Here is a 20,329-nt window from a genome sequence, read left to right on the forward strand (position 1 = left end):
TCCCAGCCTCATGTATTTTATCGTTTAGCTTGCAAAATGCAGTGGTTGGTTGTTATCCGCTAAACCTTCCTTTCGGGTCATGATTTCCAATCTTGCTCCTTCGTCAAAGCTGAGGAAGTAAGATTGAAAACCTGTTTTCTGATTATAGTAAAGCTGGTTACTTTTTGCCTCAAAATACGTTTCAAAGAAGCGTTTAGCCCCTTCTAAATCTCGAACATAAAGGGCTGTATGTTCAATCTTCATAGAGTTTTTCTCCGTTCGTTGCAATAACTTCTTTATACCAATCAAATGATTTTTTCTTGTAGCGATCCAAAGACCCTGTTCCATCGTCGTTGCGGTCAACATAGATAAATCCGTAACGCTTGCTCATCTGAGCTGTTGAAGCAGACACGAGGTCAATACAGCCCCAAGTGGTATAGCCCCAGAGCTCAACACCATCTTCAATCGCTTCGCCGACCTGTTGCAAATGTTGTTTAAGATAATCAATACGATAATCATCTTCAACAGTTGGACCATTAGGGCCATCCACCAAGACATCTTTAGCACCGAGACCATTTTCTACGATAAAGAGCGGCAATTGGTAGCGGTCATAGAAAGCATTGAGGACCAGACGCAGACCGATTGGGTCAACTTGCCACCCCCATTCTGAAGCAGTTAGATAAGGGTTTTGCAGACCACCTAGAACATTTCCACGACCAGAAGAATAACTTTCTGGATCATGAGCTTGAACCACACTCATATAATAAGAGAAGGAGATGAAGTCCACGGTATGTTCTGCCATCAATTTCTTATCACCCGGCGCAAATTGAATCTCAATTCCATTTTCCTTGAAGAAACGGTTCATATATGCTGGGTATTTTCCACGCACATGAATATCTGAAAAGAGATAGTTTTGATTTTCAAACTCACGGGCAGCCAGTACGTCCTCTGGTTTTGGCGTCATCGGATAAGCCGGCATGGCCAGTACCATACAACCAATCTTAAAGTTTGGATTGATTTCATGCCCAATCTTCGTTGCAAGAGCTGATGCCACTAGTTCGTGATGAACTGCTTGATAAAGATCTTGCTTGGACAATTCTTCTACGGGTGTTGCAATCCCTCCGCTCATAAATGGCGCATGAAGAACGGAGTTGATTTCATTAAAGGTCAACCAATATTTCACCTTGTCTTTGTAGCGAGTAAAGACAGTGCGAACATAGCGCTCATAAAAACCAATCAAATCACGATTTGCCCAACCATTGTACTTGCGTGCCAAGTGTAGCGGTGTTTCATAGTGCGACAAAGTCACTAAAGGCTCAATACCATATTTTGCCAATTCATCAAAGAGATCATCATAAAACTTTAGACCTGCTTCATTTGGCTCCGTTTCATCACCATTTGGGAAAATCCGTGACCATGCAATGGAAGTACGATAGACCTTGAAGCCCATTTCTGCAAAAAGGGCAATGTCTTCTTTGTAACGATGATAAAAGTCAATCCCTTCTAATTTAAGATTGTCTAGTGTTGGCTCATCTGTAATCAAAGGATTGAGATCACCTGCTTTAGCTGGCATGCCGCCTTTTGGTGTCACATCTTGAACTGAAAGACCTTTCCCGTCCACATTGTAAGCTCCTTCGTATTGATTGGCAGCTGTTGCACCGCCCCAAAGAAAATCTGCTGGAAATTTACTCATGACTTTTACCTCTTTTATTTTTTACTTAATTATATTATAATCTTAGACAAGAGTATTTTCTAACACAATTCTCTTATAAATTGGTATTATTCTACGAAAGAGGCAACACTTATGGATCTGAGAACATTACACAAAGATATCGTTTACAAAACTCAAGGCACTCCTTATTCTCTCACACGAACCATTACAAAAAACGGTCAGCCGGACATTCTCTTTCATTGGCATACGGATGTTGAACTGGTTTATGTTCATGAGGGAACTGCGCAGTTTCACATTGATTATGATTACTTTAATAGTGAAGCAGGTGATATTATCCTCATTCGTCCCAATGCTCTTCACTCCATTCACCCGATTGAAAATCGTCGCCACTATATGGATGCAATCAACTTTCATTTAGACTTAATGGGCTATTCTGCGATGGATCAAGCTAGTATTGAATATTTGCAGCCGCTTTATAATGGTCAGCTGGATTTTGTTCGTGTCATCAAGCCCAATCAGCCAGCCTATGCAGACATTCGGCAGTGTCTACTTGATGCCATGAAAACAGGCTATTATCGTACAGAGTATTTTGAATTTCAGCTCAAAGCCCAGCTCAACCAACTCTTTTTTCTCTTATTTGAAAATGGCTATGTGATTTCAAAAGAGCAATCCTTAGAAGGCTATCGCAAGGAAGAAAAAATCCGTACCATCATTGACTATATCGGTAGTCATTATCAAGAGGAACTCACGATTGATCAGCTTGCTCAAATTTGTGGTTACAGCGATACCCATTTCATGAATTTCTTTAAGAAACATCTTGGGGTATCTTGCATGGAATACGTGATTCAATTTCGCTTGCGAAAAGCGGCTGAACTCTTGCAACACTCTACCTTGCCCGTCCTAGAAATTGCTACACAGTCTGGCTTTAACAATCTCTCCAACTTCAATCGTCAGTTTAAAAAGTATTACCAAATAACTCCTAGTCAATATCGGAAAAAATAACAAGGAGGCATTCAATGAAAGATACTATCTGGTTGTTTCCGCTGCTATTCATTTTTCATGATTTAGAAGAAATCATCGGCTTCATGCCATGGATAGAGCGGAATGAAAAACTACTGGAGAAAAAAGCTGTCTTCATTTTAAATACCCACAAAAGCTTATCCACAGAAGGTTTCGCACTAGCCGTGGCAGAGGAATTTGTCGTGGTATCCCTCATTTCTTTCTTTGCTCTTTTTTACCACACCCGCCTACTTTATCTCATCTGGCTGGGAGGATTTGTGGCTTTTGCTCTTCATTTGGTGACTCATATCCTGCAAGCTATCTGGCTTAGGCGCTATATCCCAGCTCTTGCGACCTCTATCCTATGCTTACCAGTTAGCAGTATTATCATTTGGAAAACCACCACTTTACTTCATATCAACACAATTGAACTTCTTGTTTTCAGTCTCATTGGCGTTCTCATCATTATCAGCAATCTCTTTTTTGCACTCTGGTTAGGTAAACAGTTTTCCAAGTTGATGAGCTAGAACCACTTTAAAATATTCAAAAACGCTTAAACGTTGTCTACAGCAAGACTCATTTAAGCGCTTTTTATTTTAATCTTAACTATTTATCCCATTTCAAATTTACATGCTCATTCATTTCCTGATAAGCCGTATCAATTCGTTCTTTGGTAGCTTGGTCTAATTGATTACGGTATTTTCCACCTTCAATGAAATCTTCTAAAATATAGGTCTGGTAGGTGTAGAGAGGATAGCCTTCCGGTGAATACGTCCCTTTCGCCACACGACTCACCCAACTCGGATGTGCCTGTACCTCCTTGATAATCGTCCCTTTCTTTGATTTTTCAACCGTCACGTCCATGAGCACGCCGCGTTCTGTCCATTTCTTATTTTCCACACCGTCCATCGTCTCAATTCGCTGATTGGAGATGAAATTACCCATAGAATAGATAATGAATTTCTTTTGTCCATTTTGTGTGACGACTTCTGACGGCTCAACGACATGCGGATGTCCGCCGAAAATAATATCTGCTCCCCACTCAATCATCTTATGATAAAGATTTTTTTGCTCCTGTGTCGGTTCCAATTGATATTCAACCCCCATCTGGGGCATGACAACGGTTATATCAGCTTCTTTTTCGGCTTGCTTAATTTCTTTTTTCATCTTTTCTTCATTTAAATCCGACAAATGATGATTGTAGTCTGCATGAGAGATATTTTCCTCCAAGCCGTTAAACCCATAGGAATAAGCTAAGAGCGCAATTTTAATCCCATTCACTTTTTTAATCACAAGCGAGGCTTTATCCCTGTTTTTATGTGTATAAACCCCAATCGGTGTAATTCCGTGCTGCTCAAATGCTTTTGCTGTTGAAAAAACACCTTCCAATTGGGAATCCAAAATGTGATTGTGTGCCAAATCCACAACTTGATAACCAGCATCTTTGATAGCTGACACCACCGACTCTGGCGCATTGAACAGTGGGTAACCCGCCAAAGGATAATTTGGTCGGATAGTCCCCTCGAAATCTCCTAATACCAAGTCCGCATTTTTCAGCCAAGGTTTGACATATTGATAATTTTCTGTGAAATCATACGTCCCATCTGACTGTAAGGCGCTCATATATAGAAGATCATGATATAGCAGATCTCCATTTGCCATGATACGAGCCGTCTGTACACCATTTGGGGTAGAAGACATTTTTTTCTTTTGTACAACACCTGTTTTTGTCGACTTTGCCTTAATCTTAACGCTATCGTTTATTTTCTCAGCTAATAAAATCCCACTTGCTACTAAAAACACTACGCAAAGCAAGCCTAAAATAAACTGCCAATTAGTTGCTGACTGTATTTCCCGTTCTGATCTTTTCATGTTCTATTCTCCTCTATCTACATTGTAGCATAAAGAAGCGAACATGACGCAGGAAATGATAAATAATAAAAAGGACGAAGCATGCTTGTAGCTCTAGTTGATTTTTTCGACCAACTGTTTAGAACTCTACAAGTTTTGCTTGTCCTTTTCTTAGATTATTCACTTACTTTCAGCAAATCATCGCCTAGTTTCACATCGCCGTCAGCTAATGTTTCAACTGTCTTATAATCAGCTATATTGGTCACAATGATTGGAGTTGTAACAAGATAACCTGCTTTTTTGATAGCATCTATATCAAAGCTTAGCAATAATTGACCCGCCTTGACCTTTGAGCCTTGAGTAACATGTGCCATAAAGCCTTCTCCTTCAAGAGCGACTGTATCCATGCCCACGTGAATCAAGATTTCAGCGCCATCATCAGTCGCTAAGCCAATCGCATGGTTGGTTGGGAAAAGCAGACGAATCACACCGTCAGCAGGAGCGACAACTTCGCCAACGCTAGGCTCAATTGCTATACCTTGACCCATTGCACCACTTGCAAAAACAGCATCAGGCGTATCTTCGAGTGCGACCACTTTCCCGCTAAGCGGAGCTGTGATGACTTGCTCAGGAGCAATCTCTTCAACTGGCAGACTGATTTCTTCAGCAGCGACTTCTTGTGCTCCACCATAGAGAGTTGGAATCTTTGTAAATTGGGTCAATACAAATCCAAGAACAAAACTGATTGCAATTGCTACAAGGAAGTGAATGAGCAATAGTGAATCTTTTGGATCAATGAAAGACGGAATCGCAAAGAGCCCCATTCCACCCATTACTTGCATTTTGGCATTAAAGAAAGCGAGATAAGCCCCTTGAACCGCACCGGCAATACAAGTCATAATAAATGGTGTTCGCATTGGCAAGGTAATCCCGTAAATGGCTGGTTCTGTTACCCCAAACAAAGCTGAGATAAAGGCTGGAATAGCCAATTGTTTGACTTTTTCTTCTTTTGTACGCAAGAAGATATTGAGCAATGCTCCTGCTTGCGCAAAGCAAATAGCAATAGAAGCTACAAGAATGACACCTGGTCCTTTTTGTAATTCCAAAATTGCAAGCGGCACCAATCCCCAGTGGAGACCGAACATAACCAGCACTTGCCACAAAGCACCCAGAATAATTCCATAAATAATTGGGCTGAAGCTATAAATACCTGTGAAAATAGCACCGACTATATCAGAAGCCCATGTCATGACTGGTCCAATGACAAGAAATGATAACGGTACAGTAATTAAAATTACAAAGAATGGAACAATAAAGACTTTGACAACATCTGGAATGATTTGTTTAAAGAATTTTTCAATTTTTGAGCCGACACAAATTGCTAGAATGATTGGCAATACAGTTGATAGATAACTAGAAGCAGGGAAGATAATCGGCAAACCTAAGAAAGTTGCGTAGATTTTTGACTCAATAAAAGTTCCTGCAAATAGCGTATAGAGTGGTTTGGCACCTGTAAAGCTAGCTGCGATATTGGGATAAACCAAGGCAAAGCCAATCGCAAGCGCTGTGAATTTTTCCATTTTAAACCGCTTAGCAGCAGTCAAAGCCAGAATCAATGGTAAGAATTGGAAGAATCCATCACCAGCGGCATTTAAGATGACATAAGCTCCGTCAGTCGTCTTAACGCCACAAACTGCCATAATGGCAACTACACCTTTGATCATACCAGCTGCAGAAAGAGCTCCCAGCATTGGTTGGAAAAGTCCTGAGATCAAGGCGATAAATCGGTCAAAGAGATTGCCTTGCGGAACATCTCCTTCATCCACATCAATACTATCCTCACCAGAAATACCTGCTTCCTTAATGACCGCCGCATACACATCTGGCACGTGGTTCCCAATCACCACTTGGTATTGTCCACCAGCTTTTACAACCGTTACAATACCGTCTCTATTTTTCAAGTATTCCGTATCTGCCTTGCTCTCATCTTTCAGAGAAAAACGCAAACGCGTCACACAGTGCACTAACTTGGTAATATTTTCCTTACCACCAACGTGAGCAACAATATCCTGAGCTAAGTCAGTATAATCTTTTGCCATAATGGACCTCCTTTATTTTTTAGGTCAGCTGTGTTGTTGCACATATAAATATAGAACAACGGTAACAAAAAAACCTAAACACATACCAAATAGAAAGTAGCTTTCCTACCTTATATCTCGTATTTGTCTAGGTTTTGCCTGCATGACCAGTAACAATCCGTAAATTAAGTATAGCACAAATTTATTTTATTGCAAGCGGTTTCTAAAACTTTTTTAAATAATTATCAGGTGATAAATAAAATAATCGTCTGTTAATTATTTAAAAAAACTTTGACAAGTCGTTCAACCTATCAAAGTTCTTAAAGAGAATGTTATTAGATTATTTAACCATTTGATTTAGTCGTTCATACACTGCAACAACTTCTTTTGCTAAATCAATAAACGTTAAGCTCGTCATCAAGTGATCTTGAGCATGCACCATCAAAAGACTGAGCTCAATTTTTTCACCTTGAGCTTCTTGTGTCAGCATCACTGTCTGTGACTTGTGTGCTAAAACTAATGCCTCATCTGCTGCTTTTAACTTTTCATGTGCTTCTTCAAAGAGACCGTTCTTAGCTTTTTGAATCGCTTCAAAAGCATTGCTCTTCGCCTCGCCACCATACATAATGAGGGACATGATACTTTCTAAATTTGAATTTTCCATATCAATCTTCTAGCCTCCGATCAGTTCCTCAGCTAACGCTAGCACCTGTGGACCGTTCATCATGCCATAATCCACCATTGGGATAACTCCAACTGGGATATTCTTTTGAGCTAACTTTTCTGTGAATTGATCTAAAAGATAGCGCACCTGTGGACCTAATAACAAAACATCTACTTTCTTCTCAGAAAGGATATCATCTACTTCTGGTGCTGGAACTGCAAAAATTTCTGCATCTAATCCTTTTTCATCGGCTGCAGCTTGCATTTTTGTCACAAGCAAGCTGGTACTCATACCCGCAGCACATGCCAACATAATGGTAACTTTAGTCATAATTGTTCCTTTCTATTCATTAAAGTCAACGATCCTTTCTACCGATTAACGGATCTTGCTAAACGTGACACAGTATGTCGAATGCCACGAATAGTATTGCTCAGTGCATAAATATTATCCACTACTGCCAAACCACCATAGCCTGCATCCCCAATATGTTGAATATCAACACCACAAATTTTATTACGAAGTGCGATTTGTTTAATTGTTTCAATATCTGACGTCTCTTGGCTAGTGCCAATAGCGCTTAAGACTAAACCTCTTTTGCTATGTACTAGATCTACGACAGCTCTCATTTCTTCATCACTAAAAGCAGGAACTGTACCAACCGCTGGCACCAAAATCACATCTGCACCAGCTTCTAATAATTGTTCAGCTATCTGAATGTCTGCAACCGGCTCAGATACCCCTGCACCGTGCATTTTCCCAGCTATAATCAAACCTGAAAAATGCTGCTTAGCTAATTTTACTGCATCAATAATTTCTTTATTGCTAACTCCTGTTCCTGGATTACCTGTCAAACAAACAAAATCAAAACCTAATTTTTCAATTTGTTCAAAAGAAGCCTGACTAGCTTGCCGACCGGCAGCAATCACTTGCACTTCTTCCAACATATCCGCTTGTAGATCAATAGGCTCCAAATTCACACCGATTGGAGCGCCTACCAAACGATGCAATTCGTGAACAATTTTCTCTTTTTCACAATCCAAACCAAATATTTCTGGCTGAAAAACATCTAAACAATTCAGTAAAATCATATCTGCGCCGAAAGCTCTTGCAATTTCAGCATTGGTGATATCTCCGATAAAGGTTTCACGAATGACCACATTTTCAGATAAGACAACCCGCCCTTCACTCGCTTGAATGCTTTGCTTAAGCTCTTGGGCAGTCATGCTTAGAATTTCCGAAGGGTTTGCACTAATGAGTCGTTTCATACTCTCATCTCCCTACTGATTTTCTTCTGCTTTAAAGCGTTTTTCAATAGCAATCACAAATGGGATATAGATTAAAATATCCATCACAATAAGAACAGCTTGTAAAATAGACGCTTTAAAACTTCCCGTTGCCAGCAAGCCACTAATAATCGGAGGAGTTGTCCAACCTGGGTCAGTATATGTTAACGGTACCAGACCACTCGCCATGGATGACCACGCAACGATGAGATTCGCAATCGGTGCCAAAATGAATGGAAACAGAAGCAAGATATTTAAGACAATTGGCACACCAAACATGGTTGGCTCATTGATATTGAACAAGCCTGGAACTACCGTAATAGGTGCCAGTGCTTTGATTTGTTTGCTTGATTTTTTCTTTTTCGCTAAATAACCAAGTGCCAATACAAGTCCAATGGTAGCACCTCCGCCACCAATAAAGACAAAGTTATCCATAAAGACACTGGTAAAAATATGCGGCAATTTTTCTCCTGCTTGATAAGCAACTTTATTGGCATCGAGGTTCGAAAGCCATAATGGTTTCATAACTGCATTGACGACATTTCCTCCGTGAAGTCCAACAAACCAGAATGAACTATTTAAAGCAACTAGAATCATCAAACCAAATAAATTATTACCTAGTAGGCCTAGCGGTTTTCCTAAAACAGTTTGAGCTACCGCATGCAAATTTGGTAGTTTTAAACTGGCTAAAAGGGCATAAACCAACAACCAGCCTGTGATAATCACTGCACCTGGAATAATGGCGCTGAAACTTTTTGAAACTGCCGGTGGAACACCATCAGGCATTTTAATTTGGACATTATGATTGATGAACCATTGATAGATATAACCATTTACCAAACCAAGAATGATTGCTACAAAAAGGCCTTGTGAAGCTAAAAATGCTGTGGGAACACCATTTCCTGTTTTAGTAGCAAGAAATGGTGTCACTGTGATAAAGGCAGCAAGCGAGATAATCCCAGAAGGAATCCCATCCACTTTGTATTGACGGCTCATATAGTAGGCAATTCCAAAACTGGCTACCAAACCAATCAGACCAAAACTACTATCCACGCCTTTCCATAGATAGGCAGAAACCCCAATTTTTGTCAAATAAGCTTCCCATCCTGGAACAGGAAAACTAGCAATGACCATAAACAAAGAACCAATCAACAGTAATGGTACCGCAAGCGTAATGCCGTCTCGAATTGCTACTAAGCCTTTATTGTTCCCCAACTTAATAGCAATAGGCATTAGTTTTGCTTGTAAAAATTTGTCCATCTTTACAATCTCCTTTGATTATAATATATTATTAAATAGCAGACAAAATCAACTTTATCTCGCTTTTTAATTATATTTTAAAACAATTATCCCAAAAAGTCAAGCGCTTTCACTTATATTTGATAATTTTTTATAATCAATATATAATAGATGCAGGGAAGGATGGTAGATAATGAATCAAACGAAAAAACAAGCTGAATTACGAACAATTATTTTAGATAAAATTTACGCCAAGGGGCCAATTTCTCGCATTGATATTTCAAAAGAGACGGGCATTACTCCTGCTACAGTTAGTGCGATTACAGGAAGTTTGATCCAAGAAAAACTGCTGTATGAGCTGGGGGAAGATGAAGAACACACAAAAGTCGGGCGAAAGAAAATCCTCTTGGGTATAAAAAAACAGTACTCTTATTTCATCGGTTGTGAACTGTCTGAAAAATACTTTTCTTTTGTGTTGAGTGATAATACAGGAAATGTGATTGATAAAGATAAAGCAACCGTCACCTCGGAAAAAATTCTAGCAGAAGACGCTGATTTATTTTGTCATTTACTTGAACAATTTATTTTTCGGAACAATTCCTATACAATTCAAGCCGTGGGAGTAGCTATCCCTGGACGCTATTTGCACAATGATTTGATTACAACAAACAATCAAACATGGAAACAATTTGATCTAGCGAAGATTAAAAACGAGTTTTCTTTTCCAATTTACTTTTCTAATAATGTCAATTGCATGGCACTAGCAAAACGCCTTTTTTCTGCTTACCAACTGGATGAGAATTTTATCTATTTTCATTTTGCACGGGGTATGCACTGCTCTTATATGTACAATGGCAAAATCTACGGCAAAAGCAATATTGTCATCGGCGAAATTGGTCATACCGTCGTTTGTCCTGACGGAGAAGTCTGTGGTTGTGGACGCAGAGGCTGTTTGCAGACTTATGCTAGTGAAAGCTGGCTGATAAAAAAAGCAAAAATCATCTTTGAAACTGCGGAGTTGACACATTTAAAATCACTTGTCACAGATAAAGAAGAGATCACGATTCAAACTATCCTCACAGCATATAACTTAGGAGACCAAGCTATTCTCAATCTCCTTCATTTGGCATTTAAGTATTTGGCACAATCCCTGCTAAACCTTAGCATGATGATTGATGCAAAGAAAATTTATCTGCACAGTCCCATCTTGACTGATGACAAAGTCATTGCAGCTTTCTATCAAGAAATCTCACAACAACCAAAACTACTCTTCAAAGACTTGCCTGAACTCATTATCGAGCCTTACAATGACTTCACTGGTGCAACAGCTGGTGTTGCGCTTTGTCTGCAAAAGGAGTTTTTATCCATTTAGCTTCATTATGGCTCATAAGCTTGTTATACTTATTACAAAAATTAGAGGTTAGAACAATTGTTACGAACCTCTAATTTTTACTATACAATACAAGATGGACTTACTAATTTGTCTGAAATATTTATAAAGAAAGAACCTCTATTGTGTCAAAGAGGTTCTTCAAAGATTCCTTTAGAACTTTCATTTTTACATAACTACATCCATCGTCAGGACTTGTCCGTCTTTTACAACTTGCTCACCTGCTATATAGACATCTTTAACATCATTTCCCTTGACAGCATAGATGAGATGGGAAAGCATCTTTTCTTCTGGATACAAATGTACTTTACCTTTTGGCTGAATGATTAAAAAATCTGCTTGTTTGCCAACTTCTAGACTGCCGATTTGATCATCCATGCCGAGCGCTTTGGCACCTTCAATTGTCATTGTTTTCAAAGCCTGCTCAATGGTAAATTGAGTGGCGCCACCTGTGCGCATTTTTTGTAAAAGAGCAGCAGTACGACTTTCTTCAAACATATCCAAATTATTATTGGAAGCGACCGAGCCCGTTGCAAGTCCGACTGTCACGCCAGCTTGAATCAAGTCTGTTACGGGAGCGATGCCAGATGCTAATTTGAGATTGCTGATGGGATTGTGGGCGATATGAATCTTAGAGGCTGTTAGTTCTTCAATTTCTCGCTCATTTAATTCCACACCGTGGGCAAAAATCCCCTCATGTTCCAGATAGCCTAATTCTTTCAAGAAAGCAAGTGGGCGTTTTCCATAGCGCTCTAAAATTATGCCATTTTCTGCTTGTGTTTCTGCCACGTGGATATGCAATTTCAGTTGTAATTCACGCGCCAGCTCCAAGCTTCCTTTTAGCAAATCCTTACTGCAACTATATGGCGCATGTGGTGCTACCATTACTTTAAAGCGATCATCGTTGTAGGACAGAATTTCCTCAATAATAGTCCGAGTACGCGCTAAGGTTTCTTCCGTCGTCTCCATATCGGAGCTAAACAAAGTCGGTGAAAAATAACAACGCATTTTAGAGCGTTCCACCACTTCATGAATCTGCCCAATTTCAACACCGTTGGGATTGTACATATCATTAAAGGTCGTCGTCCCAGTCTGAAGCATTTCTGTAAGCGCCAGCTTGACAGCTTTTGTTGTGACCTCTGGTGTAAACTCGCTTTCTGCCGGCCAGATATAATCTTCTAGCCATTCATGGAGATTGCTGTCATCTCGAATGCCACGAAGGGTGGTCATAGCAGAGTGGGTATGGCAATTGACTAGACCAGGCATAAGCCAGGCTCCCTCACAATCTACTGTCTCATCTGCCCGCGCTTCCCAAGTGGCGTCCTCATTCCCACAATAAACAATCTTGTCCTCGTTTACCACTAGCAGCCCATTTCGATAGACATGAAAATCTGCGTCACATGTCACCAAATTCACCTGTTTAAATGCTTTCATCGCTTCTCCTTTAAATAAGAGTCACAAGGCATTCAATTACTGCGCATTCGTCAGCGTAGCAATCGCAAAAACAAAAATCGTGTGGGACAATCATTTCACATTACCCTATGCTCTATTTGTATCTGCCAACATAACTAAGGACAAAGCCACGCTTATTTACGGTAAGACGGTAGAAACTCTCCAACCTTATTATGGAGATTATATGTTTTCATTGAATTTTTTAGTTATTGTAGCAAAATCTGCCCTAAATAGCAAGCTTTAAAAAATAGGAAAAACATTGAAATTTACTCCGCAAATCCTATCTGCAATACTTTGAGCAATCAATCACTACAACGTTTGTTTCGTACATAATCAGTTTTCAAACTGGCGATTATTGTCCAGCCCTGCGCTTATAGAGGTGATTGCGAAGCAACTAGGATTGTCTAACTTCGTTTCTTGTTTATTCTACCGACTTTACTTCATATAGGAAAGTAAATAGCCATATCCTGCAGCTTCCATGTCTTCTTTTTTAATAAAGCGCAATGCCGCAGAATTGATACAGTAGCGAAGTCCACCTTGATCCTGTGGACCATCTGTGAAAACATGACCTAAGTGTGCATTTCCTGAACGCGACCGCACCTCAATCCGCTCCATACCGTGACTTTTATCTTGATAATACTTGATCACATCTTTGGCAATCGGTCTTGTAAAACTCGGCCAGCCACAACCAGCATCAAACTTATCACTGGCAAAGAAAAGCGGTTCTCCCGTCGTCACATCCACATAAATGCCTTCTTCAAACGTTGCAAAATATTCGTTATGAAATGGTCGTTCGGTTGCGGCATGTTGAGTGACCTGATAGGCTTCCTCGGACAAGTTTTCCTTTAAAGCATTTTCACTCGGTTTCTCATACTGTCCCGGATCCACTAAAGGCTGATAGGCGTCATTAACATTGATATGGCAATAACCACCAGGATTTTTCTTGAGGTAATCTTGATGATAATCCTCTGCCAATACATAATGGCGCAGCGGTTCTACTTCCACCGCAATCTTCTGACCGAATTGACGCTTTTGCTCTTTCACGACTTCGTTAATGACTGATACATCAATATCTTTTGTATAATAAATCCCTGTGCGGTACTGACGTCCGACATCATTTCCTTGCTTATTGATGGACAGCGGATTAATCACCCGAAAATAATAGAGCAGAATTTCTCGCAAGCTAACCAAATTTTCATCATAAGTCACATGAACGGTTTCAGCATGGTCGGTCTGATGAATCAACTGGTAATTGGTAGATTCCACCTGCCCATTGGCATAGCCGACAGTCGTATCAGTCACACCTGTAATACGGGAAAAATATTCTTCCAAACCCCAAAAGCAGCCACCTGCTAGATAAATTTCAGCCATAAAAATACCTCATTTCTTTGTTCTTATTTTCTCACAAATTCCTAAAATGTTATAAGGATTTGATTAGAACTTTCTTGAGAATGATGTGGCAATGAACTGCCAAATACCACTTGTGGTTAGTCCAGATAGTGCAATTCCCCACGAAAATCTTCTATGCTTTCATAGCCTTTTTCTTCCATAATCGCTTTCAGCTCATTTGTAATGCGCTCAAAAGCCCCTACACCTTCTTTATGCAGCATTGTTCCAACTTGCACCATACTGGCTCCACAAAGAATGTGCTCAAAAGCGTCCCGCCCTGTCAATACACCGCCCGTACCGATGATTTGAATCGAAGGATTAAGTCGTTGATAAAAAGCATGAACATTAGCAAGTGCAGTTGGTTTGATGTATTCACCACCAATACCACCAAAGCCTTTTTTCGGACGAATGACAACTGTTTCATCGTTAATATACAGCCCGTTACCAATTGAATTGACACAGTTGACAAAAGAAAGAGGAAATTTGTTAAAAATAGCTGTCGCTTGATCAAAATGTGCCATATCAAAATATGGTGGCAATTTAATGCCTAGTGGCTTGGTGAAATAGGCAAACACTTCACTCAAGATCTTTTCCGTCGTCTCAAAATCATAAGCGATTTGTGGTTTGCCGGGAACATTGGGACAAGATAGATTGAGCTCGGTTAAGCCTTTAAAATCACTAGCTTGCACCTTTTTCAAAAGAGCATGGGTTTCTTCTAGCGACAGACCTACCAGCGACAAAAAGAAGGTTCGGTTTGGTTCTGTCTGTTGTAATTCTAACAAGTAATTCAAATAATAGTCCAGTCCATGATTGGGCAGCCCCATTGAATTGATCGAGCCAAGCGGCACATCTTGGTAGCGCGGTTCGGGATTTCCTGCTCGCGCTTGCAAAGTAGCTGTTTTGGTGACAAAGGTTCCCGCAGCTGAGTCTTTAACTTCTTCTAACTCTTCAATCGTCATGCAGGCCACTCCAGCCGCATTCATCAGGCAGTTGTCAAAAGAAAAACCAGCGATTTGTGTTTGAGTTGATGACATGAAATACTCCTTTCATTTTTCTATTGTACCATTAAAAGCAAAAATCTGACTCTTTTAACGGAATAGAAGGAAAAAATGTTCGGGATAAGCAAATGAATTTTTGCTGAGCAGGATTTTGTTGTAAATGTTATGTCGGAATTTTCAGAAAATTCAACTTTTTCTTTACAGCACAAAAATTTTCTGCTATAATGACACACGTAACAAAATATAACATACACTGAACTCGGACGAAAGTCTAGCAAAAAAGATAGGCTCCCTTGTGTTCATCGAACACGGCGTCAGCCTCCTATTTTGTACGATTTTTACTCGTCCTCGTATCTTATTTAAGGAGAAGTCTATGACAACTGCTAAAGAATATATCCAAAACACTTTTGAATTGGTGAAAGCTCGCAATGCTCACGAAGCAGAATTTCTGCAAGCGGTGGAAGAATTTTTAAACACGCTTGAACCCGTTTTTGAAAAACATCCTGAATACATTGAAGAAAACATTCTGGCACGCATTACCGAGCCAGAACGTGTGATTAGTTTCCGTGTTCCTTGGGTTGATCGCGACGGCAAAGTTCAAGTCAATCGCGGTTACCGCGTGCAATTTAATTCCTCAGTTGGACCATATAAGGGCGGTCTTCGTTTCCACCCAACGGTTAATCAAGGGATTTTGAAATTTCTCGGATTTGAACAAATCTTTAAAAATGTTTTGACTGGACTGCCAATCGGTGGTGGTAAAGGTGGGTCTGACTTTGATCCGAAAGGCAAGACAGATGCTGAAGTGATGCGTTTCTGCCAAAGCTTCATGACAGAATTGCAAAAATACATCGGTCCTTCTCTTGACGTTCCTGCTGGTGATATTGGGGTTGGCGGACGCGAGATTGGCTATCTTTACGGTCAGTATAAACGCCTACGCCAATTTGATGCTGGTGTCTTGACTGGTAAACCACTTGGATTTGGAGGTTCTCTAATCCGTCCAGAAGCAACTGGTTACGGTCTTGTTTACTATACGCAAGAAATGCTCAAAGCAAACGGTGAAAGTTTTGACGGAAAGACCGTTGTCGTATCCGGTGCTGGAAATGTAGCTCAATATGCTGTGCAAAAAGCAACTGCCCTCGGTGCCAAAGTCATTTCTGTGTCTGATTCAAATGGCTATATCATTGACAAGGACGGAATTGACTTTGATCTTCTGGTAGATGTGAAAGTAAAACGTCGTGCTCGTCTGACAGAATACGCTGCTGAAAGAGCAAGTGCTACTTATCACGAAGGCTCTGTCTGGACTTACGACGGTACATTCGACATTGCCCTGCCATGTGCCACTCAAAATGAAATCGATGGTGAAGCAGCGAAACGCTTGGTAGCGCAAGGCGTATTCTGTGTATCAGAAGGTGCTAACATGCCAAGTAATCTTGACGCCATTGCTGTTTACAAAGAACATAATCTCCTTTATGGTCCTGCTAAAGCCGCCAATGCTGGTGGAGTTGCTGTATCTGCACTCGAAATGAGCCAAAATAGTCTCCGTCTCTCATGGACGCGTGAAGAAGTAGACACTCGTCTGAAAGACATTATGACCAACATCTTCAACACTGCTAAAACAACTGCTGAAAACTACAATCTTGGCAAAGACTATCTAGCAGGAGCAAACATCGCTGCTTTTGAAAATGTCGCCAATGCTATGATTGCTCAAGGGATTGTTTAAACGAACATGCATGATAAAAGGCTGTGGACAGATTCGTCCACAGTCTTTTACTGTTCTTCTGCTGAAAATTTCTAAAACTTCACGCTTTTGGCTTCTCCCCACCTGACATTGTCATAAGCGAGAGTATAGGGCTGCTGCGAGCCGTCCTCACCGTCATACATCAGCTTCCATTCCACCTTTTCGCCCACCGCAAGCTCCTCTTTTATGTTGGCAGTGTCAAAAGTAGCGTCATCCAAGACATAGGATTCTCCCATTTCGTCTTGTAAATCAAAGTCATAGACATTGAGAGGGAGAGATTCGCTAGAGGTATTTTCGATAATGACTTTGGCGGTAATCGTTGCTCCTGTTGCTTGCCCTTTCATCCGCTCTTTGGAGTCCACATGAATGTATTGAACAGTGATTTTTATTCCATTTTCAAAACGCACGCTGTCTCCCAGACGGTGATGTTTATAACTATCTTGATAAACTGCAGTTCGAGCACCATGCCCTAGAACGGCAAAGTTAAAAATACTTAAACCAGCCACCACGAGGGTCATGAATACAAGCATGACACAGCTAATGATGGTCGTCCAAAACAAAGGCTGCTTATACAGGGGCTGTTTCAAGCGATAGACGTGACCGGCAGGGGTTTTTATTTCATGCGGTACTTGTTCTTCCATAATAATCTCCTTTCTGCTTACGCTGGTGCATAAATCGTTGGCAAATCAATTCCTTCCTTTAATAAAGCGTCATGATACAGCCTGTAAAATTGATGGTAAACGATGCTTTGGCTACCACTTTGGACGGTGATACTAATACGAAAATAAAATTGACCATTTTCGCTAACTTGCGGACCTAAAATCGTCGGTTCCTGCAAAATTTCTACTTGATTGCCCGCATATTCTTGATTGACCTGCTGGATAATCCGAGTGACCTTCTCCAAATCCGTCTGAGCGTATAATGGAATATCAATGAGCGCTCGCATATTACCGCGTGAGAAATTGCTGACGACGGTAATGTTGCGATTAGGAACGTAATGCAAAGCGCCATCTGCATCGCGCACTTGTGTCGTCCGAATTCCGACACTCACAACTGTTCCTGCAATTTTAATCGATCCATTAGTCAGACGAACGCTGTCTCCGACATCCAACTGCCGCTCCAACAAAATAAAGAAACCATTGACTAAATCAGACAAGAAGCCTTGCGCTCCCATCCCGATTGCCACCCCAGCAATCCCAGCTCCTGCTAGTAAACTAGACACCGGCAAACCTAAAATCGCTAATATCCAATAAATCAAGAGAAAGTAAAGGGTGTAATTCAGCAAATTTTCAATCAAACGAGTGAGGGTCTTTTGCCGCCCTTCGTCTTGACTGGAGAGTTTCAAAGAGGGTGAGATAATCTTTCTTACGAGTACATGTACCAGCTTTTTAGCGAGGTAAAAGAGAGCTAGCAAGAGCAAAAGTGAAACGAGCTTGCTAAAGACATCATCTACCAAATGAGACCAGTTGAGTTTTTCAAAATAACGAGAGAATACATTCTTGTTCGCAAATAGCATAGCTACCTCCTACTTATTTCTATTATACCATATCTGAGCCTAATTGAATCAGGGGAATGCGAACTCCCCCAGTGTATTCTATCTAAAACAGATTGATTTTTCAGAATATTTATACTATAATGGGAGACATTATGATCATGAAGGGATTATATGATATGAAAAGAATAGTTTTGGCTTGGAAAAAATCTAGTTTGATTAAGCGTATTGCTATCGGGATTGCATTAGGGGCTGTCCTCGGCTTGACCTGTCCTAAGCTGTCAGCAATTGGCTTATTGGGAGATATATTTGTTGGTGGCTTAAAGGGCATTGCTCCACTGTTGGTTTTTGCTTTGGTGACCAATGCTCTATCACAACATCGAAAAGGACAAGAAACCAACATGAAAACTATCATTATCTTGTATCTTTTGGGAACATTCTCAGCAGCTTTAGTCGCAGTGCTAGCTAACTACCTTTTTCCTTTACACATCACACTCACAGCGTCAAAGACCAAGATTACACCACCAGATGGGATTGGGCGAGTCCTCAGTAATTTATTGCTCAAAGTAGTGGACAATCCAGTCAATGCTCTCATCACCGCAAACTATATTGGAATATTATCTTGGGCGGTGGTATTTGGACTTGCCATGCGTGAAGCCAGCAAAAGCAGTAAAGAGCTTTTGCAAACTATGGCAAGTGTAACCTCTAAGGTCGTTGAATGGATTATCAATCTGGCTCCTTTTGGGATTCTTGGTTTGGTCTTTAAGACGATTTCTGACAAAGGGTTGGCGGTGTTGGCTAACTATGGCAGCTTATTAGCAGTTTTAATCGCTATCATGCTTTTTGTAGCTCTGGTCGTCAACCCTTTCATTGCCTTTGTTCTGATGAGAAAAAATCCCTACCCACTTGTTTTGCGGTGTTTAAAAGTCAGTGGTGTGACAGCTTTCTTCACACGTAGTTCAGCTGCTAATATTCCTGTCAACATGAAACTTTGTGAAGAACTAGGACTCAACAAAGATACTTATTCCGTTTCTATCCCTCTTGGTGCCACTATTAACATGGCTGGAGCAGCTATTACCATCAATGTGCTCACCCTTGCTGCAGTCAATACATTAAGCATTTCGATCGACTTTGCGACAGCATTAATCCTCAGTATTGTCGCCGCTATCTCTGCTTGTGGCGCTTCCGGGGTGGCAGGTGGCTCTCTTTTGCTCATTCCTGTTGCTTGTAGTCTCTTCGGTATTTCAAATGATGTTGCCATGCAAGTCGTTGGGGTAGGATTCATCATTGGAGTTATCCAAGATTCCTGTGAAACGGCGCTCAATTCCTCAACGGATGCCCTCTTTACTGCAGTTGCAGAAAAAAGTATTTGGGGAAAAAGGAAAAAAGCGTAATACAATGAGGTTGGAAAAGTCCCAACCTCATTTTTTAATTAACCCAATTCTGCTTTAGGCTCTTTGCCCTTGCGACGGGCAAGGATATCCGCATAGTGCTTGCGGCTGTTATTGAACACGGAAAGGAAGGTTACTAATTTTAAATCCAATGAGCTTTTCTTGCTTCATAAATTCCTTCTTTCCTTTTTTACTTGTCACTTAAAGCGACTGTTTCAATGACTTCTCCTTTTTCCGTCAGCGCGGCGGATGACCTCAACTACTTTTTGTTTGCTTCGTCTGCCGGGCGGACGGAGTGAACGACAATCAGTTTGCCTTATCAACCGCGCGGACGAAATGAAATTGTCTCGTTTGTAATTATTTCCTACTTAACTTCTAACTTTATTTTTTGAAGATAACTTTGAAAAGAAGATAGATACAAATGAGTAAGAGTACAACAATGGCGAATACAGCTACTATTCCAAATGTTCCCATTATTTAATCGCCCTTTCTGATTGAAACAATCTTTCTTCATTCTCATTATAGCACCGATTAGTGTATTGATCTATTAGCAAAAAGGTAGTGACTGATGAAAACGAATTTTCGTCAAAAGTACTCTTCTAATCTTGAAAAGAGAAAGAGTTTGGGACAAAAAGACTTCAATTTTTAAAAATCTTAATTATTAACCCCTTCAATTTTAAAATTAAATGCGAAAAGCGAACAAAGCAGAATTCT

At 40.5% G+C, this 20,329-nt stretch carries 17 protein-coding genes, 1 pseudogene and 1 riboswitch; of the genes and pseudogenes, 5 read left to right on the top strand and 13 right to left on the bottom strand.

Annotation, left to right across the window (positions count from 1 at the left end):
- Positions 1-33: 33 nt before the first annotated feature.
- Positions 34-243 (bottom strand): annotated as a pseudogene (locus HMPREF2876_RS05180) (VOC family protein); the annotation flags it as partial.
- Positions 233-1,672, bottom strand: coding sequence for a glycoside hydrolase family 1 protein (locus tag HMPREF2876_RS05185; RefSeq protein WP_024052450.1), 1,440 nt, complete (start codon positions 1,670-1,672; stop codon positions 233-235). The gene HMPREF2876_RS05185 and the pseudogene HMPREF2876_RS05180, both read right to left, overlap by 11 nt.
- A 111-nt stretch (positions 1,673-1,783) precedes the next feature.
- Here HMPREF2876_RS05185 and HMPREF2876_RS05190 point away from each other — a divergent pair, with 111 nt between their 5' ends.
- Positions 1,784-2,653, top strand: a complete 870-nt coding sequence (locus HMPREF2876_RS05190; RefSeq protein ID WP_024052451.1) for an AraC family transcriptional regulator — start codon at positions 1,784-1,786, stop codon at positions 2,651-2,653.
- A gap of 14 nt (positions 2,654-2,667) precedes the next feature.
- Positions 2,668-3,177, top strand: coding sequence for an HXXEE domain-containing protein (locus tag HMPREF2876_RS05195; protein ID WP_024052452.1), 510 nt, complete (start codon positions 2,668-2,670; stop codon positions 3,175-3,177).
- Positions 3,178-3,256: 79 nt separating this feature from the next.
- On the opposite strand, the gene HMPREF2876_RS05200 is transcribed toward HMPREF2876_RS05195, so the two are convergent.
- The 6 genes from HMPREF2876_RS05200 to HMPREF2876_RS05225 form a co-directional block, all read right to left on the bottom strand.
- Positions 3,257-4,522, bottom strand: coding sequence for a CapA family protein (locus HMPREF2876_RS05200; RefSeq protein WP_070584428.1), 1,266 nt, complete (start codon positions 4,520-4,522; stop codon positions 3,257-3,259).
- 155 nt (positions 4,523-4,677) lie between these two features.
- Entirely contained in the window at positions 4,678-6,600 is a 1,923-nt protein-coding gene (locus tag HMPREF2876_RS05205) for a beta-glucoside-specific PTS transporter subunit IIABC (RefSeq protein ID WP_070584430.1), read from the bottom strand.
- 319 nt (positions 6,601-6,919) lie between these two features.
- On the bottom strand, positions 6,920-7,243 hold the full coding sequence (locus HMPREF2876_RS05210) for a PTS sugar transporter subunit IIA (RefSeq protein WP_003070913.1): 324 nt from the start codon (positions 7,241-7,243) through the stop codon (positions 6,920-6,922).
- Between the two features lie 9 nt (positions 7,244-7,252).
- A complete protein-coding gene (locus HMPREF2876_RS05215) occupies positions 7,253-7,573 on the bottom strand; it encodes a PTS sugar transporter subunit IIB (protein ID WP_021002125.1) in 321 nt (106 codons plus the stop codon).
- 38 nt (positions 7,574-7,611) lie between these two features.
- Positions 7,612-8,508 carry a DUF7916 family protein gene (locus HMPREF2876_RS05220; RefSeq protein ID WP_024052455.1) on the bottom strand — a complete coding sequence of 299 codons (897 nt, stop codon included), beginning with the start codon at positions 8,506-8,508 and terminating at the stop codon, positions 7,612-7,614.
- A 12-nt stretch (positions 8,509-8,520) separates the two neighbouring features.
- A complete protein-coding gene (locus HMPREF2876_RS05225; protein WP_024052456.1) occupies positions 8,521-9,786 on the bottom strand; it encodes a PTS sugar transporter subunit IIC in 1,266 nt (421 codons plus the stop codon).
- A 172-nt stretch (positions 9,787-9,958) separates the two neighbouring features.
- On the opposite strand from HMPREF2876_RS05225, the gene HMPREF2876_RS05230 reads away from it, so the two are divergent.
- Entirely contained in the window at positions 9,959-11,137 is a 1,179-nt protein-coding gene (locus tag HMPREF2876_RS05230) for an ROK family transcriptional regulator (protein WP_024052457.1), read from the top strand.
- Positions 11,138-11,323: 186 nt separating this feature from the next.
- Here HMPREF2876_RS05230 and HMPREF2876_RS05235 read toward each other — a convergent pair whose 3' ends face one another.
- The 3 genes from HMPREF2876_RS05235 to HMPREF2876_RS05245 all read right to left on the bottom strand — a co-directional run bounded on the left by HMPREF2876_RS05235 (position 11,324) and on the right by HMPREF2876_RS05245 (position 15,030).
- Positions 11,324-12,589, bottom strand: coding sequence for a TRZ/ATZ family protein (locus HMPREF2876_RS05235; protein ID WP_024052458.1), 1,266 nt, complete (start codon positions 12,587-12,589; stop codon positions 11,324-11,326).
- Positions 12,590-12,712: 123 nt separating this feature from the next.
- Positions 12,713-12,815, bottom strand: a riboswitch (purine riboswitch).
- Between the two features lie 227 nt (positions 12,816-13,042).
- Positions 13,043-13,978 (bottom strand): peptide-methionine (R)-S-oxide reductase MsrB, encoded by a 936-nt coding sequence (gene msrB, locus HMPREF2876_RS05240; protein WP_024052459.1) that lies wholly within the window; start codon positions 13,976-13,978, stop codon positions 13,043-13,045.
- A gap of 116 nt (positions 13,979-14,094) precedes the next feature.
- Positions 14,095-15,030, bottom strand: coding sequence for a dihydroorotate oxidase (locus HMPREF2876_RS05245; RefSeq protein ID WP_070584433.1), 936 nt, complete (start codon positions 15,028-15,030; stop codon positions 14,095-14,097).
- Positions 15,031-15,367: 337 nt separating this feature from the next.
- Here HMPREF2876_RS05245 and gdhA point away from each other — a divergent pair, with 337 nt between their 5' ends.
- A complete protein-coding gene (gdhA, locus tag HMPREF2876_RS05250; RefSeq protein ID WP_070242075.1) occupies positions 15,368-16,714 on the top strand; it encodes an NADP-specific glutamate dehydrogenase in 1,347 nt (448 codons plus the stop codon).
- A gap of 71 nt (positions 16,715-16,785) precedes the next feature.
- Here gdhA and HMPREF2876_RS05255 read toward each other — a convergent pair whose 3' ends face one another.
- Positions 16,786-17,373, bottom strand: a complete 588-nt coding sequence (locus HMPREF2876_RS05255) for a DUF4352 domain-containing protein (protein ID WP_024052462.1) — start codon at positions 17,371-17,373, stop codon at positions 16,786-16,788.
- Between the two features lie 17 nt (positions 17,374-17,390).
- Positions 17,391-18,248, bottom strand: a complete 858-nt coding sequence (locus tag HMPREF2876_RS05260) for a mechanosensitive ion channel family protein (protein WP_024052463.1) — start codon at positions 18,246-18,248, stop codon at positions 17,391-17,393.
- A 155-nt stretch (positions 18,249-18,403) separates the two neighbouring features.
- Between HMPREF2876_RS05260 and sstT the strand changes: the two genes are divergently transcribed.
- Positions 18,404-19,618: a serine/threonine transporter SstT gene (gene sstT, locus HMPREF2876_RS05265; RefSeq protein WP_101749808.1), complete on the top strand. Its 1,215-nt coding sequence runs from the start codon at positions 18,404-18,406 to the stop codon at positions 19,616-19,618.
- Positions 19,619-20,329 lie beyond the last annotated feature (711 nt).

This window comes from Streptococcus sp. HMSC073A12, assembly GCF_001812815.1.
Taxonomy (GTDB): domain Bacteria; phylum Bacillota; class Bacilli; order Lactobacillales; family Streptococcaceae; genus Streptococcus; species Streptococcus vaginalis.